This window comes from Kosakonia oryzae (genome assembly GCF_001658025.2).
In the GTDB taxonomy this organism is placed as follows: domain Bacteria; phylum Pseudomonadota; class Gammaproteobacteria; order Enterobacterales; family Enterobacteriaceae; genus Kosakonia; species Kosakonia oryzae.
The window spans coordinates 4,944,644-4,959,889 of sequence record NZ_CP014007.2 but is presented as its reverse complement, the minus strand read 5'-3'; the positions used below and the strand labels follow the sequence as shown (position 1 = coordinate 4,959,889).

The window sequence follows — 15,246 nt, the reverse complement described above, 5'->3', positions numbered from 1 at the left end:
TAAATCCTGGGGTTTGCGTGGATATAAGCCGCGTTGTGCTGTGGAAAAAGGCACGCAGGGGATGAAAAGGAGAGGCTGAATATCAGTGGGTAAAACTGTGTGAATTTGATCACACTTTTAAACCCTGTTAGGGTAAATAAGTCATTCATTGCCCAACAGGCGTCAACAGGTTCGGTTGTACGGCGGAAAAAGCCAGTGTAAGTAAACCTGCTACGCTTGAACAGGAAGGCTGAAAAGCTGTAAAAACGCCCGGCAGGGATACGCGTCGGGTGGTTCAGGGCGCAAGCTAAAGAGGAAAATATGCATGTTAAAAAGGAAAAAAGTTAAACCCATTACATTGCGCGATGTGACCATCATTGACGATGCGAAATTGCGCAAAGCGATTACCGCCGCTTCACTCGGTAATGCGATGGAGTGGTTTGATTTCGGCGTCTATGGCTTTGTCGCCTACGCCCTTGGTAAGGTGTTCTTCCCCGATGCAAACCCCAGCGTACAGATGATTGCTGCGCTCGGGACATTCTCCGTTCCCTTCTTGATTCGCCCGCTGGGCGGTCTGTTCTTCGGTATGTTGGGTGATAAGTACGGGCGACAGAAAATCCTCGCCATCACCATTGTCATCATGTCGATCAGTACCTTCTGTATCGGGCTGATTCCCTCTTACGCCACGATAGGCATCTGGGCGCCGATTCTGCTGCTGCTGTGTAAGATGGCGCAGGGTTTCTCCGTCGGCGGCGAGTATACCGGCGCGTCGATCTTTGTTGCGGAGTACTCCCCGGATCGCAAACGCGGTTTTATGGGAAGCTGGCTGGACTTTGGTTCGATTGCCGGTTTTGTGCTTGGCGCGGGCGTGGTCGTGCTGCTCTCCACCGTGGTGGGCGAAGAGAACTTCCTGGACTGGGGCTGGCGTATTCCGTTCTTCCTGGCGCTGCCGCTCGGCATTATCGGCCTCTATCTGCGCCACGCGCTGGAAGAGACCCCGGCGTTCCAGCAGCATGTCGATAAGCTGGAGCAGGGCGATCGTCAGGGGCTGCAAGAGGGGCCGAAAGTTTCGTTTAAAGAGATTGCCACCAAACACTGGCGCTCGCTGTTGACCTGTATTGGCCTGGTGATTTCCACCAACGTCACTTACTACATGCTGCTGACCTATATGCCGAGCTACCTGTCGCATAACCTGCACTACTCGGAAGATCACGGCGTGTTGATCATCATCGCTATCATGATTGGTATGCTGTTTGTCCAGCCGGTGATGGGGCTGCTGAGTGACCGCTTTGGCCGCCGCCCGTTCGTGCTGCTGGGCAGCGTGGCGCTGTTTGCCCTCGCCGTTCCGTGCTTTATTCTGATTAACAGCAATGTGATTGGCTTGATTTTCGCGGGCCTGCTGCTGCTGGCGGTGATCCTCAACTGCTTTACCGGCGTGATGGCTTCTACGCTGCCCGCCATGTTCCCGACGCATATTCGCTACAGTGCGCTGGCGAGCGCTTTTAACATTTCGATTCTGATTGCCGGTCTGACGCCGACCCTGACGGCCTGGCTGGTAGAAAGCTCAGAGAATCTGTTAATGCCCGCTTACTACCTGATGATTGTGGCGGTGATTGGCCTGATTACCGGCCTGACGATGAAAGAGACCGCGAACCGCCCGCTGAAAGGCGCGACGCCCGCTGCATCGGATATTCAGGAAGCGAAAGAGATCCTGCGCGAGCACCACGACAATATCGAACAGAAAATCGAAGATATCGACGCGGAGATCGCCGAGTTGCAGGCGAAGCGTGCGCGTCTGGTGGATCAACATCCGCGCATCAACGAGTAAGCATTATTGCCAGACAAAAAAGACCCGTCAGGGTCTTTTTTTTGGCGCAGCATAAAGGTGCTGCTTAACAACCTGCGGCAATAAAATCGCCGTTCGCGCTGACCGGGATCACCGTCAGGAACAGCACCACGGCAAACAGTATCAGCGCCACGCCACCGGCCATTTTGAGCACGGGTACCAGCCAGCGCATCTGGCTTGTGTCGTCGCCAAAAAAGGTGGCTGTCCGGTTGCGCGCATAGCGCACGGCCAGCGACAGGCCGAGAATTGACAGCGCGGTGCCAATCGCCATGGTCATCACCGCCGCAATCCCCCAGCTCACAATGCCGAGCGCGTTCGAGAACAGTAAAATCATGATTGCCCCGCTGCACGGCCGCGCGCCAATGGCGAGGATCACGCCGAGGCGGGTTTTCCAGTCGCCCTGCGTGCTGGCACCGACGCCATGATGGCCGCAGCCGCAATCGGCGTCATGTTGATGTAGCGGGGTAAACGCGTTGAATTTCAGGGTGCGTGGCCGCAGGCTTTTCGCGGCATTCCACGCCACATACGCACCGAAGCCGCCAATCATTACGGCGCTGACTTTCTCCACGTACCAGCGGCTTTCACTGAGATCGCCGGAGGCGAGGTTAAAGCCGACCGCCAGCACGAAGACAAACAGAATGGCGCTGACGCCCTGCATCAGGCTACCCAGTACCGGGATGACGCGCGCGGCGGTCTGGCTTTCGTTATTCGTGCTGAGATAGGTTGTCACGATAAATTTGCCGTGGCCTGGCCCGACAGCATGCAGTACGCCATAAAAAAACGCGCCGACCAGCAGCCATACTCCGCCGCTATATTGGTGGTTATTGAGCTGAAGCAGATACATGACCAGGTAACGGTGCAGGGTGATTTGCGTTGCCAGGCACCATTGCAGAAATGCCGCCCAGTGGGTGTGCAGCGTGAACAAAGCCGCTACCGCTACCGCCAGCACAGCGAAGGCGACCGGCCATCGCCAGTCGCGGGTCAGAATTTGCGTGGTCATAGAATTCAGGGGATTGGGAATGATTTCCGCAGTATAGGCGGCGAAGATATCCGCCTCCACCCTCATCGCACGTTTTACTTTTTAAGCAAGTGTGTATGCCAGCGCCCCAGCAGCAATACGGTGGTCAGCGAACCGAGCAGGGCGCAGAACATATCCGACTGCGTATCCCAGGGATCGCCCTGCGTACCGAGAAACTCATCGGCGCCCTGGCCCATCGCCAGCGCCGCCCACCACTCGATCAGTTCATAGGTGGCGCTGATGGCCAGCGCGATGCAGCAGACAATAAAGTCGAGCATCTTGCCGCCGCGCACGTACTGCCCACGCAGCAGGATCTCCCGCGCCGCAAGCGCAGGCACCAGCCCCTGAAAGAAGTGGCCGAGCTTATCGTAGGGGTTGCGGCTCAGGCCGAATAAGTGCTGCACATCAAAACCAATGGGCACTTTAGCGTAGGTGTACATACCGCCAACCATCAGGATGATGGCATGGAAGAAAATCAGCACATAGAGCAGCGAAGTGAGCGGATAGCGCCGCCAGGTGGCGAGCAGCAGCGGCACCACGATCAGCACGGGAACCACTTCCATCAGCCAGGTGGTACGATCTTTGGCACAGAGACCGGTATAGAGAAGGATCAACAGCAGCAGAAACGCTGCCGTGTTCAGCGCAGTGCGATTCACAGGCTTCATCAGCGAAATGTCCGTTTCGGCAAAAAGGTCACTATCGTCGCAAAAGCGTTAGAAAACAATAAGGCTCATCCTTCGCGCGGCGTTTCTATCCAGGCCTGCAAGGCGCTGGCGGTGTTCTCCAGCGTGGTTGCCCAGTCGTCAATGGCGGGCTGGCGGAACAGTCGCATGCCGGGATACCACGGTGAGTCGTCCCGCTGCATCAACCAGCGCCAGTCCGGAATAAATGGCAGCAGCGTCCAGCAGGGGCGCTGCAACGCACCGGCCAGATGTACCGGCGAGGAGTCCACGGAGATCAGAAGGTCCGCCAGCGACAGAATGGCCGCCGTGTCATCGAAATCCTCAATTTCCGCGCTGAGCGCTTCAGCCCGCATCCCTTCCGGCGGTGTTTGCTGGCTGGCGTCGCCTTTCTGGATCAACAGAAAAGTGGCATCCGTACGGACGAACGGCGCAAATTGCGCCAGGGACAGCGAGCGGCGGCGGTCATTGACGTGCGTCGGGCGACCGGCCCATACCAGCGCCACCCACGGGCGCGGCAACCCGGCAAGACGCGCCTGCCAGTGCGCCAGCCGCTGCGGATCGGCATGCAGATAACCGGTCGCGGCCGGTAAATCCGCCAGTTGAATATTTAACAAGCCGGGCAGATCCATCAGTTCGCAATAGGCGTCAAATGCCGGGGGCAATTCGCCGCGGCCGAGCACCTGTTCATCGGGAAAGGCGCGGCGTATCAGCGCCAGCAACTGCGGATGCACATCCAGCACGATGCGCGCCAGGCTCTGGCGCTTTGCCTGCTGTACAAAGCGGATGAATTGCAGCGTATCGCCGAACCCTTGTTCATCGAAAATCAGCAGCGTTTTGCCGGGCAGCGGCTGGCCTTGCCAGCGCGGTGCCTGCTGTACCCGCCGCGACATGTCACGGGTATGCGGCATCTGATAGCGGTGGCGGTATTCACGCCAGCCGTTTGGCAGATCGCCGGTCAGCAGCAGGGTTTCGGCCAGATCAAAACGCGCTACCGCATCGCCGGGCAGATGATCAACCAGCATTTTCTGGATCGCCAGCGTCTCTTCCAGCTTGCCTTGCGCCCGCAGCGCCAGCGCCAGCCGTTGCCAGATGGCCAGCGGCCCATTACCGCTGCTGACAAACGGGCGCAGCAGCGTTTCGGCGGCAAGATAGCGGCCTTCATCAAGTAACGGCTGAACCTGTTGCAACACGCCGCTGAAGTCGGCCGGGGCGGCCTGGCGATTACGCCCCTGCAACTGCCGTAACTGCGCCTGTTTTTGCTGGGTTGCCGGGTGCTGCGGCGCCAGCCCCTGCAAACGCACCAGCGCCTGCTCTGCGGCCGTAAGATCGCCGCGCGCAAGGTAAATGTTGACCAGAGTCATCCAGCCGCCGACCAGCCTAGGCTCCTGTTGTAACGCACGCTGGCAGTGGGCCAACGCCTGTTCCGTATTTCCGCTATCAAGCAGCAGCCCGGCAACATTGTTATGGATTGACGGCTCATCCGGCGCGAGCGCCAGCGCGCGTTGATAATGGGCCAGCGCATCATCAACGCGGCCGAGACGACGCAAAGTGTTGGCCAGGTTCCCGTGCGCCTGCGCAGCACCCGGCGTCAGCGCCACGACTTTTTCCAGGCACAGCACGCTCTCAACCAGCTTTTCCTGCTCCTGCAACAAAATACCAAGGTTGTTCCAGCCGTTGACCAGCGTGGGATCGAGGCTGATGGCTTTTCGTGCCCAATGTTCACCTTCGGCGCGCTCGCCCTTTTGCCGGTACATTTCCGCCAGATTGCTGGCGTAGAGCGCGGAGAATTGCGGGGCTGAACAGGCTTCGCGCAGATGGGCGATGGCGCGATCAAGATGACCGCAGGCGTGGGCGATAAGCCCGAGCAGATGCAGCGCATCCGGCTGGCCAGCGTGTTGTGCGAGGATCTGGCGGCAGTAGTGTTCGGCCTGCGGCGCTTGTCCTGCATTCCAGTGTTGCCACGCAAGGCGGAGCGCTTCCTGCAATGTCATCTGTGTTGTCATAGAGAAACCATCAAAGCAAAAACGGGAGCCGCTGCGGCAGGTTAGGGTTGTGCAGAATATATTTATCAGCACGGGCTGTAAGTCTGCGCTGATAGCGCTCGCCCGACCAATCGCATCTTACACATACTTTATCAGGGCTGACGATGCTGACATAACGGACGCAGAAGTGAAGCTCTGTTCTGATGGTGCCGATAGTATTACGAGAATCAACGGCGCCAGGCCTGCTGGTCGCACTCGTTTCATTGCCGCCTGATTGCACATGGTATAACCGACGTACGCTGATTAAGTGAAAAACGCATGATCAATATCTGTAAAAATTTGCGCCCCGGAATGCTGATAATGCTGGTTTTTCTGGCCTGCGGATGCGCCGATCGGGATGCGCGAATTTCTGCCAGCGCGTTAGCGCAACGAGCAGGTATGAGCAGCGAAAATGTGCAAACAAGCCGCTTTCTGCTGCGGACTTTCAGTAAAACGACACCGTCAGCAAAGGTGTTGCGTGTCTATATCGAAGGAGATGGTTTTGCCTGGGTAAGCCGGACGCAGCCGTCAAGCGATCCCACGCCACGCAACCCGGTCGGATTAGAACTGGCTGCGGCGGATAATTCGCCTGATGTGCTCTATCTGGCGCGCCCGTGCCAGTATATTGGCCCACCGTTACCCGCAGAATGCACCGTGGAGTGGTGGACGGACAAACGCTTCGCGCCGCAAGTGATTGCCGCCATGGATGAAGCGCTGAGCCGCTTTGTCAGCCGCATGCCGGGTGTGCAACTGGAACTGATTGGCTACTCCGGCGGCGCAACCATTGCGGCGCAGCTGGCGGCACGTCGGCACGACGTACGATCGTTACGAACAGTGGCCGGGAACCTCGATGTGGCGATGGTGAACCAGATCCATCATGTTTCGGCCATGCCGGATGCCGCCAGCGCGATAGATGTCGCGCCGCAGCTTTCCGCGTTGCCGCAGATCCATTTCAGCGGCACGGAAGATAGCACGGTGCCGCTGTCGGTGACGCAGCGTTTCCAGCAGGCGACAGGGACGCGCTGTGCGCAGGTGATACCGGTTCCAGGCATGCGCCACGGCAGTGACTGGGCGGCTCAGTGGCCGGATTTGCTGACCAGGCTGCCAACGTGCCGCGATTGAGGCAGAACGTGAAAATCGGCTGCCGGTTATTTTTGTATTATGTCCCAGCGTGAAGGTTAACTTCCTTCAGGCCACCATTGATGCGGAAAGCGACGCGTTGCGGATGATTAACCGAGACCAGATACTCAATCGGCTGATGCTGGCTATCGTATATCACACCACGGTAGACCAGCGCCGGGCTCTCTGGCTTTGCCTGCAACAGTTGATGCTCCTCTTCACTCATCGCCGCTGCCCGGATGGTCCCTTCATCGTAAACATCATGAATAGCGTAACGCTCAGCCAACAGGCGATAAAGAGAGCCTTCTTTTTCTAACATATCAGCGCTCAAACCCGCGACGCGGGCTTGAGGTAAGTAACTGGTTTCAATGCAGAAAGGGTGTCCGTCAGCCAGGCGCAGGCGTTTGAGCATCACTAATGGATCGCCCTCTTCAATGTGCAGCAGCCGTGCAATGCGGGCGCTGGCTGCGGAAATATGAAAGTAGATCAACTGGCTGCTGGGCACTGCGCCATTCAATTCAAGGATTTTACTGATACCCAGCGCAGGCTGCAGTGGGCGTTCAATCGCCGTATCGACCAGCCAGGTTCCCTGATTCCCCCGTCTTTCCAGCACGCCTTCGTCAATCAATTCGGTGATGATTTTTCGCACTGTCACACGGCTGATACCCAACAGTTCGCTTAACTCGCGCTCTGCGGGGATCTGATCGCCGCTGTTGAAATCGGGTGAATTGAGTATTCCGAGTAATTTTTTGCGCGCGTCGAGATAGCTCCTGCGCGGCCTTCTGGTCTGTTTTACTGGGCTATTCATGGTCTGTTTTGTTTCGGTTATGGAAAGCAAAAAATAGGAAATCAATCAGTTGATTATACAAAGCAAATATCATTGATATTGGTATGGCGTGACACTAAGCATAACATACCACGGCAATTTTTTTGGTTATTATTCGCGAATTATTGTTGCTATATCCGCCAGATCGAGCGTATATCAATCTTCATGGTATGTTTTTTGGTATGTTTAAACATTGGGGGAACAGCTATGAAAATTAAAAAAGCCATCGCCGGGATTGCTTCAGCGATAGCAATGTTAGGCTGCATACACACGGCGGTGGCTGCGGACCAACTGCGTTTTGGTATCGACCCGACCTTCCCACCGTTTGAATCGAAAAATGCCAATGGTCAGCTCATCGGTTTCGATATCGACCTTGGTAATGCGATTTGCGCGGAGATGAAGGTGCAATGCACCTGGGTACAGAACAGCTTCGACGGGCTTATTCCGGCACTCCAGGCAAAGAAATTTGATGCCATTCTTTCTTCTCTGTCGATCACTGATGAGCGTAAAAAAGCCATCTCTTTCAGTGACAAACTCTTCAATACTCCCGCATTCCTGGTTACCGCTAAAGGCAGTTCACTCACCCCCACGGCGGAATCGCTGAAAGGTAAACGTATTGGCGTCCAGCAGGGTTCGGTATTTGAAAGTTATGCCAACAAATACTGGCGCAACGCGGGCGTTGAGGTGGTTGCTTATCCGGATGCTGAATCAGTCTATGCCGATCTGATTAATGGCCGCCTTGATGGCACGCTCGATGATGCGGTGGTGATCACTGAAGCGCTGTTGAGCAAACCACAGGGCCAAAAATTCACGCTAATCCAGCCGCAGGTCAAAGATGATGAGATTTTTGGGCCCGGCACCGGGATCGGGTTACGGCAGGATGATAAAGATTTGCAGGCCCGTTTTAACAAGGCGATCGCTGCGATTCGCGCCAACGGAACCTATGATCGTTTAGCGAAAAAATACTTCAATTTCAATATTTACGGTGATTAACGCCATGCAGACCCAATCCATCATTACCTCCCTGATGAGCCGCCATTTTCAGGATAAGCCGCTGCGTCAGGTTTTCCTGGTCGCTTGCGGTGGCTCGCTGGTAGATATGTATCCTGCTCATTATTTCCTCAATGAGCAGAGTGAAAATCTGCGCTCATGGATGATGACTGCCAATGAATTTGTGCATGCCGCTCCGCGCGCGTTAGGTGCCTCGTCACTTGTTATTGTCTGTTCGCATGGCGGCAACACGCCGGAGTCTGTGGCTGCGGCTCAACTGGCAAAAAACCGTGGTGCCGCCACTATCACGCTTACGCACAATGCGAAAGCGGAACTGCTGCAATGGGCCGACCATAACCTGTTATATAAATGGGGTGATGATACGCTTGTCACCGAAAACCCGATGGCGCTGATCCTCAGCCTGTGCGTGGATACGCTGTATCAGGTGGAAGGCTTTGCCGAATGGCAGGCTTTCCAGCATGGCTTTGCGCAAATCGATACGGTGATCCGTCAGGCCCGCGCTAAGGTAGCCACCCGTTGCGCCGCGTTCGCAGAACGCTATCAGCATGAGTCCCTGTTCTATGTGCTTTCGAGTGGCGCCTCCTACGGACATGCCTATGGATTCGCCATCTGCTCACTGATGGAAATGCAGCGTCTCGATGCCGCCTCTATTCATAGCGGGGAGTTCTTTCATGGTCCATTTGAAGTCACTGATAATCATGTACCCTTTATCCTCCTGATGAATGAAGGCCGCACACGTGCTCTGGATCAGCGTGCGCAGACGTTCCTGAATCGTTACAACGACAAAACCGAGGTTGTGGATGCCCGAGAGTTGGGCCTGAATGCGCTGCCTGCATCCGTGGTGGACTACTTTAACCCGGTGCTGTTTTACAGCATCATGTGCGACTACCGTGCGGCACTGGCTGATATCCGCCAGCATCCGCTCTCAACCCGCCGCTATATGGGCGTGGTGGATTACTAAGGGCGGCGATCAATGAAAGTCATTGGCATAGGCGACAACGTTGTCGATAAATATGAGCACCGGCGTGTACGGTATCCAGGAGGTAACGCGCTCAACTTCAGCGTGTATGCGGCAATGCTGGATGCATCGGCTGCTTATCTGGGTATTTTTGGTAACGATGCAGCGGCTGACCATGTGATGCGTACGCTGGCAAAGTTCGGCATCGATATAGGTCATTGCCGGCAGGTTGCGGGTGAAAATGGCTATGCGCGGCTGACGATTGAGCAAGGGGAACGGGTGTTTCTCGGTTCGAACCTCGGCGGTGTACGTCAGACGGAATCGATGGACTTCATTTTGCAACAGATGGACTGGCTTCGTGATTTCTCGCTGATCCACACCAGCAGCTACAGCTATATTGATGCGCAGCTACCTGAGCTGGCAACGTTACCCGGATGGCTTTCATATGATTTCTCAGATGACTTCGTCATTGCGCAGGCGCTGCCGTTATGCCGCTGGCTCGACGCTGCCTTTTTCTCCTGTGCGGAATGGTCGCTGGTAGAAACACGTGAACTTCTGGTTCAGGCGGTGCGGGCAGGCAGTAGCTTGGCTGTTGCGACGCGTGGCGAGCAAGGCGCACTCCTGTTTGACGGTAAAAACTGGTATCAGCAGGAGCCGGAAACGGTAACACCGGTGGATACATTAGGGGCGGGGGATGCGTTTATCACTGCGTTTCTGCTCCATTTACGTCAGCACGGTAATATCGCCGCAGCATTGCAGGCTGCTGCGCATTTTGCAGCGAGAATTTGCCTGGTGGATGGCGCCTTCGGCGAAGGCGAAGCTTATTAACCCCGCAGGAGTGTCTCCGCTTTTGAGTGGATTCCCCTTCGTTAATGGGAACCGCTCATTCTGCTGTTTTTGCAGCAAAAATGATGGTCTTGCTCAACGAGCAGTCTTGATGCCGGCTTCGGTAAGGCTGGCGTTTCGTTAATATTATTTCTGATTGCCGGTCTGATGATAAAAGGCGCTGCCACGTATTATTGAAATGTGTAAGTAACTGATTACTTGTGTGTGCTGGTTAATTAAAGGACAATACCCTTAGTAAAGTGGTGGGTTTATCACCGGGAGTTTACTTCATTAAGGATAAAGCATGCTGATGGATCAGTCTGCATTCACCGGGAAAGGTTCCTTATCCCGTTACACGCTGGATATTAATGACAGCGCCGTCAGACCGGATGTCTTACGGTTCAGGGGAACAGAAGCGCTGAGTCAACCCTTTTCATGGCGTATTGAATTCACCACGCCACGGGTTGTTCAGGGAGAGGACGTATTGCTGAAATACGCCAGTTTCCATATGCAAGGCTGCAAAGTGGTGCATGGCATCATTACCGGTCTTGAATGGCTCTCCACCAGTGCTGACCAGTCTCATTACGCCGTTACTCTGGAATCACGCCTTGCTCTGCTTTCCCGCTCCCGTCGCTGCGCTATTTACCAGAACCTTTCTGTACCTGAAGTGGTGGCGCAGGTGTTGCGTTCTCACGGGCTGGAGGGGGCGGATTTTGCGTTTACGCTTTCCCGGCATTATCCGGTTCGTGAACTGATAACCCAGTGGCGTGAAACCGACCTGCAGTTTATTCAGCGCATTCTGTCTGACGTGGGTATCTGGTTCCGTCAGGAGATAAACAACGCCACAGATCTGGATGTTACGGTCTTCGGCGACAGCCAGCTCCACTATATCTTTAACGGTGCCCTGCCATACCATGAACCTTCCGGCTTGTATGATGGTGCGGAGCTCTGCTGCTGGGGTGTGCGCACATGGCATCACGTGGTGACGGAGAAAGTTTCGGCCCGTGATTACAATCCTCGTACAGCACTGGATCCAATGGATGCTGCTGTCTCAGTGCATTCTCCAGCCGTAATGACAGGCGAGCATTACCGTTATACAGAACCTTATCTCAACGCCGGAGATGATTCCGACCCAGAGCCTGCAACTGAAAGTGGAGCCTTTTATGCACGCATTCGCCACGAGCGCGAGCTGAATCAATCCGCTTACCTTCACCTGTTCAGCAACGCTTACTGGTTGAGCCCGGGGAGAGTGTTTGACCCCGTTGGTGCAAAGCTGCACGACCTTAAAGACGGGGTGCTTGTCGCCTTTACATCGTATCGCGGTTCGCGAGACACCCGCCTGTATGTGTCGGTATGGGGAATGCCGTATCGGGAAGAATATTGTTTCCGCCCTGCTGAAATTCCTCGTCCCGGGATTCACGGTACGATTCCGGGCCGGGTGGAAAGTCGTGACAGAAACAATCCTTACGCGTATCTGGATGAAACCGGGCGTTACCGGGTACGGATGGACTTCAATCTGGAAGAGTGTGAACCGGGATTTGCTTATCCATGGTTACGTATGATGAAGCCGTTTGCCGGAGATAAGTATGGCTGGCATATGCCCCTGACAGACGGGACGGAAGTGGGAGTGGCGTTCCACGATGGCAACCCGGACCGCCCATATATTGCGTTGGCCTTCCATGATTCGGAACACGCTGACATCGTTACCCGTGATAACCGCACCCAGAACATTCTGCGCACCGCTGGCGGAAATGAACTGCGGATGGAAGACCTGCGCGGTGAGGAACATATTGCGCTGACCACCCCGTATGGCGCTTCACAGCTTAATCAGGGACATATCACTGACGGACAGGGCAAACCGCGAGGCTCCGGCTTTGAATTGCGCACCGATGAATACGGTGTAATTCGGGTGGCAAAAGGGCTGTTCGTCACCGCCGAGGGTCAGGCTAAAGCTGCTGGCGATGTGCTGGATATGGAAACCGCCCTGCGGGAAATTGAAATCTGCCGGCATCAGTTACAGGCCCTGGCTGCTGCTGCGGAACAGGTGCAGGCGCTGGAAGCGGATATTGCCAGCCAGATTGCGATGTTTAATGAACGACTGAAGCCGCTTAACGGGATGATTCACTTTCATGGTCCGGAGGGCATGGCGTTTACCAGCGGTGAGCATATGCAGTTGGCAGCGGCAGACAACATTGTCATGAATGCGGGCGGCGATATCAGTATCGGCGCGATGGGTAATGTGGCTGCGCTGGCTGGCGATAAAATCGGTCTGTTTGCCCGTACAGGAACACTCAGCATTATTGCCAGTGAAGGTCTGGTCCAGTTCCAGGCACAGGGCGGCAACATGCACCTGAGCGCAGAGCAAACAGTGAGAATAACCAGTCTGAGTGAAATCCTCTTTCAGGGTAAGAAGCGCATCACGCTGAATGGCGGCGGCAGTTACCTGAAGTTAGAGGAAGGAAAAATTGAATGCGGTACAACGGGGACGTATATCCGCAAGGTTAAACACTCCGGGCTTAGCGCCCCTGTAGCCATGCCGCTTGACTTGCCCGCGATGGGGAACGCCCCCAAACAGTTTATTGCTGTTACCAGCGGCAAGGACTGCGAGGCAGAGAGTGCGCCTGTATTTAAATTTATGCCGGAGGAGCAAGAATAATGGCCAGGGAAGACAATTACGTAACGATATTTCCGGAAGCGGATGTGACGCCCCGTAAATTTGATGGCCTGCTGGGCTGGTCAGCAGCCTGGCGCTGCGTGGTTGACCCGCAGGAAAAACCCCTGACGCTGGACAGCACCGTATCGCTCAACCCGTCTGCAACCGAGGTGACGGTACAGCCTGGGGATTCGCTCAGTGAAATAGCGCAGGAGCATGACTGCACCGTAAAAGAGCTGGCGAAGCTGAACCATCTTCGCAATCCGTCGCTGATTTTTCCGGGGCAGGTGCTGAAACTCCCCGTTCGTCAGTACCGCATGAATCAGACGGAGATCGACAGTCTGGCAGCACAAGCTGATACCTCCTGCACACTCTCCTTTGCCTTTGAGGACCTGATAGAAAAACCGCTGCAAAAGTTTAAGGTCAGAATCGAGTCGGCGGCGGGCGATGTGCTTGAATCGGTGACGGATGAACTGGGCCGGATTCAGGATTACGTCATGGCAAAAGCGGAAGAGATCCGCGTATTTGTCAACGGCGTCCACGGTATTAAGGAGGTGGCAAGATTTGTACCGTCAGAAGGGAAAAGCGATATCAGACTGACCAGCCCGAAAGTACGGGTAAAGGGCGTGACTCAACCCATTAAAGACCGCGCAGGCCGTATTGATCTTGATAAACATCCTGTCAACACGGTTGTCAGTGGACGGGACAGCAAGGGCAATCCCGTTATTCAGATCAATCATACTTGTCCAAACCGGTATGATCTCCAGTTAGGGGCAAATCTGTGTTATTGGGATCAGATAATAGCCGCATCAGAACGCAGCGGGATTATTCCGCAGAGTATTGCGGCGGTAATTAATGCTGAGTCTGCTCAGATTAAAGGTGTCTGGAATAAAGATTCAGTGGCAATAAGCCGGGAGAAAACAAAAGCCGCGAAGGCATTAAAAGAGCAACAGGGAGAATCAGCCGAAGGCGTTGTGGTTTACGCCAGTTCAGCCGCAGGGATGACGCAGTTTTTAAATGCCACATGGCTTGATGAAACCTTTCGCGAAGGGACTTATTTGAATGAGCAGGCAAGAGTTCGTGGCGTACTGGCAGATAAGCCAAAGCGGGATGCGCTGAACAATATTGAATATCACCCGAAAACCCACCAGCAAATTATTCTGCCGATGTTTGAGATAGCGCCGGATACGTGGTGGACAAAGCAGCAGATTATCGATAACCGATTACTCAGAGGGGTAACGCCTTATCCTCCTCATGCAACAAAAGCGCTTCAGGAATGGCTTAATTTACGTTTTGAACCTGAGTTTATCATTATGGCGGCGGTGGATTACGGGCTGTATAACCTCGCTAAGTTACAGGCAGCAGGCTACAACGTGGAAAGCCTGAACGATGCAGAAAAGGCGAAGATCTTTTATCTGACCCACCATCTGGGGCTGGGCGATGCAAAACGGTTTATCAGAAAAACCATTACAGAGGAAAGTGCACATAAATTACTGGTGGCGCAGGTTGGAGGGAAAAAGGCTGCTTGGTATGCAAACATCCCAGATAATGGCGGTAGTTATATAAAAGGGCATCGTATGTGGTTATCTGATTACATTGATAAGAGCATCAATCTTAAAAGCTTTTATTGTCCGAAAATAGAGTTCACAGTAAAACAAGAGTCAAGTGGTTTAGAAAATGTGATAGAGAAAATAAAGGAAGGTGAAAAATGATGATTTCACGTGCTGTAGCTGTACTCCTTATGTTGGTAACTACAGCGTCATATGCATTTGGGAAATGCCCAGCTAGCGCAACAAAATGTGATTACACACGGCTAGGAACATTAGAATATATTTGGGGGCAAGAAATAAAAGATAAACAATCACGTATTTTATTGAATGGAATAGAAATATTTAAAAATGACAGCAGTCAGATTGGATGGGATCAAGATGGATGGTTTTATTCTGACGATAAGGGAATGGGAGATATGAGTAAATTTGTTGTTTATTATGATCTCAATGAACCGAGACAGATAACCAAAGACCTTTATTTATATAGAGCTTATCGAATTTTTGATTTTTCGGGTGAAGAAGTTGTTATTTCAAATGAGTTTTATCCACATGAAGTTTGGAATATTGATATTGACTGGGCATCATGGGGTAAAAAAAATGCTGTAATTGCCTTTAAAGATGGTTCCCGTTTCAAATATGAAAGTGGTCACGTGACGATGATTGATGATGGTTCCGAGACTGGGGAAAGTGAATGATTTATTGTCGGAATTCTTATTTGAATATCATCAATTTTTATTGTCCGAAATAGAGGCTACAA

Annotated in this window: 12 protein-coding genes; 8 read left to right on the top strand and 4 right to left on the bottom strand. The window is 53.9% G+C overall.

The window, feature by feature from the left end; genetic code table 11:
- Positions 1-304 precede the first annotated feature (304 nt).
- Positions 305-1,807 (top strand): glycine betaine/L-proline transporter ProP, encoded by a 1,503-nt coding sequence (gene proP, locus AWR26_RS23520; protein ID WP_064568741.1) that lies wholly within the window; start codon positions 305-307, stop codon positions 1,805-1,807.
- 64 nt (positions 1,808-1,871) lie between these two features.
- Here proP and AWR26_RS23515 read toward each other — a convergent pair whose 3' ends face one another.
- The 3 genes from AWR26_RS23515 to AWR26_RS23505 form a co-directional block, all read right to left on the bottom strand.
- The gene (locus tag AWR26_RS23515; RefSeq protein WP_064569098.1) at positions 1,872-2,825 is read right to left on the bottom strand and encodes a nickel/cobalt transporter; all 954 of its coding nucleotides are present in this window, start codon (positions 2,823-2,825) and stop codon (positions 1,872-1,874) included.
- A gap of 74 nt (positions 2,826-2,899) precedes the next feature.
- A complete protein-coding gene (locus AWR26_RS23510) occupies positions 2,900-3,508 on the bottom strand; it encodes a DUF2238 domain-containing protein (RefSeq protein ID WP_064568740.1) in 609 nt (202 codons plus the stop codon).
- A gap of 65 nt (positions 3,509-3,573) precedes the next feature.
- Positions 3,574-5,529 (bottom strand): tetratricopeptide repeat protein, encoded by a 1,956-nt coding sequence (locus AWR26_RS23505; protein ID WP_206062521.1) that lies wholly within the window; start codon positions 5,527-5,529, stop codon positions 3,574-3,576.
- Between the two features lie 339 nt (positions 5,530-5,868).
- On the opposite strand from AWR26_RS23505, the gene AWR26_RS23500 reads away from it, so the two are divergent.
- Positions 5,869-6,669, top strand: coding sequence for an alpha/beta fold hydrolase (locus AWR26_RS23500; RefSeq protein ID WP_244256216.1), 801 nt, complete (start codon positions 5,869-5,871; stop codon positions 6,667-6,669).
- A 37-nt stretch (positions 6,670-6,706) separates the two neighbouring features.
- Here AWR26_RS23500 and AWR26_RS23495 read toward each other — a convergent pair whose 3' ends face one another.
- On the bottom strand, positions 6,707-7,402 hold the full coding sequence (locus AWR26_RS23495; protein WP_082934159.1) for a GntR family transcriptional regulator: 696 nt from the start codon (positions 7,400-7,402) through the stop codon (positions 6,707-6,709).
- A gap of 297 nt (positions 7,403-7,699) precedes the next feature.
- On the opposite strand from AWR26_RS23495, the gene AWR26_RS23490 reads away from it, so the two are divergent.
- The 6 genes from AWR26_RS23490 to AWR26_RS23465 all read left to right on the top strand — a co-directional run bounded on the left by AWR26_RS23490 (position 7,700) and on the right by AWR26_RS23465 (position 15,184).
- A complete protein-coding gene (locus tag AWR26_RS23490; protein ID WP_064568737.1) occupies positions 7,700-8,485 on the top strand; it encodes an ABC transporter substrate-binding protein in 786 nt (261 codons plus the stop codon).
- A gap of 4 nt (positions 8,486-8,489) precedes the next feature.
- Positions 8,490-9,464, top strand: coding sequence for an SIS domain-containing protein (locus tag AWR26_RS23485; protein WP_064568736.1), 975 nt, complete (start codon positions 8,490-8,492; stop codon positions 9,462-9,464).
- A 12-nt stretch (positions 9,465-9,476) separates the two neighbouring features.
- A complete protein-coding gene (locus tag AWR26_RS23480) occupies positions 9,477-10,289 on the top strand; it encodes a PfkB family carbohydrate kinase (protein ID WP_064568735.1) in 813 nt (270 codons plus the stop codon).
- A 307-nt stretch (positions 10,290-10,596) separates the two neighbouring features.
- Complete coding sequence (locus AWR26_RS23475; protein ID WP_244256256.1) at positions 10,597-12,942, top strand: type VI secretion system Vgr family protein; 2,346 nt, start codon at positions 10,597-10,599, stop codon at positions 12,940-12,942.
- Complete coding sequence (locus AWR26_RS23470) at positions 12,942-14,651, top strand: LysM peptidoglycan-binding domain-containing protein (protein WP_064568733.1); 1,710 nt, start codon at positions 12,942-12,944, stop codon at positions 14,649-14,651. Before AWR26_RS23475 ends, AWR26_RS23470 begins: the two co-directional genes overlap by 1 nt.
- On the top strand, positions 14,648-15,184 hold the full coding sequence (locus tag AWR26_RS23465) for a hypothetical protein (protein ID WP_244256214.1): 537 nt from the start codon (positions 14,648-14,650) through the stop codon (positions 15,182-15,184). The genes AWR26_RS23470 and AWR26_RS23465 overlap by 4 nt, the downstream gene beginning before the upstream one ends.
- Positions 15,185-15,246: the final 62 nt, after the last annotated feature.

Coding starts and splice junctions, on each gene's coding strand:
- AWR26_RS23500 (WP_244256216.1), top strand. CDS start 5,869: ATGCTGGTTTTTCTGGCCTGCGGATGCGCCGATCGGGATGCGCGAATT.
- AWR26_RS23505 (WP_206062521.1), bottom strand. CDS start 5,529: ATGACAACACAGATGACATTGCAGGAAGCGCTCCGCCTTGCGTGGCAA.
- AWR26_RS23465 (WP_244256214.1), top strand. CDS start 14,648: ATGATGATTTCACGTGCTGTAGCTGTACTCCTTATGTTGGTAACTACA.
- AWR26_RS23510 (WP_064568740.1), bottom strand. CDS start 3,508: ATGAAGCCTGTGAATCGCACTGCGCTGAACACGGCAGCGTTTCTGCTG.
- AWR26_RS23485 (WP_064568736.1), top strand. CDS start 8,490: ATGCAGACCCAATCCATCATTACCTCCCTGATGAGCCGCCATTTTCAG.
- AWR26_RS23490 (WP_064568737.1), top strand. CDS start 7,700: ATGAAAATTAAAAAAGCCATCGCCGGGATTGCTTCAGCGATAGCAATG.
- AWR26_RS23480 (WP_064568735.1), top strand. CDS start 9,477: ATGAAAGTCATTGGCATAGGCGACAACGTTGTCGATAAATATGAGCAC.
- proP (WP_064568741.1), top strand. CDS start 305: ATGTTAAAAAGGAAAAAAGTTAAACCCATTACATTGCGCGATGTGACC.
- AWR26_RS23515 (WP_064569098.1), bottom strand. CDS start 2,825: ATGACCACGCAAATTCTGACCCGCGACTGGCGATGGCCGGTCGCCTTC.
- AWR26_RS23475 (WP_244256256.1), top strand. CDS start 10,597: ATGGATCAGTCTGCATTCACCGGGAAAGGTTCCTTATCCCGTTACACG.
- AWR26_RS23470 (WP_064568733.1), top strand. CDS start 12,942: ATGGCCAGGGAAGACAATTACGTAACGATATTTCCGGAAGCGGATGTG.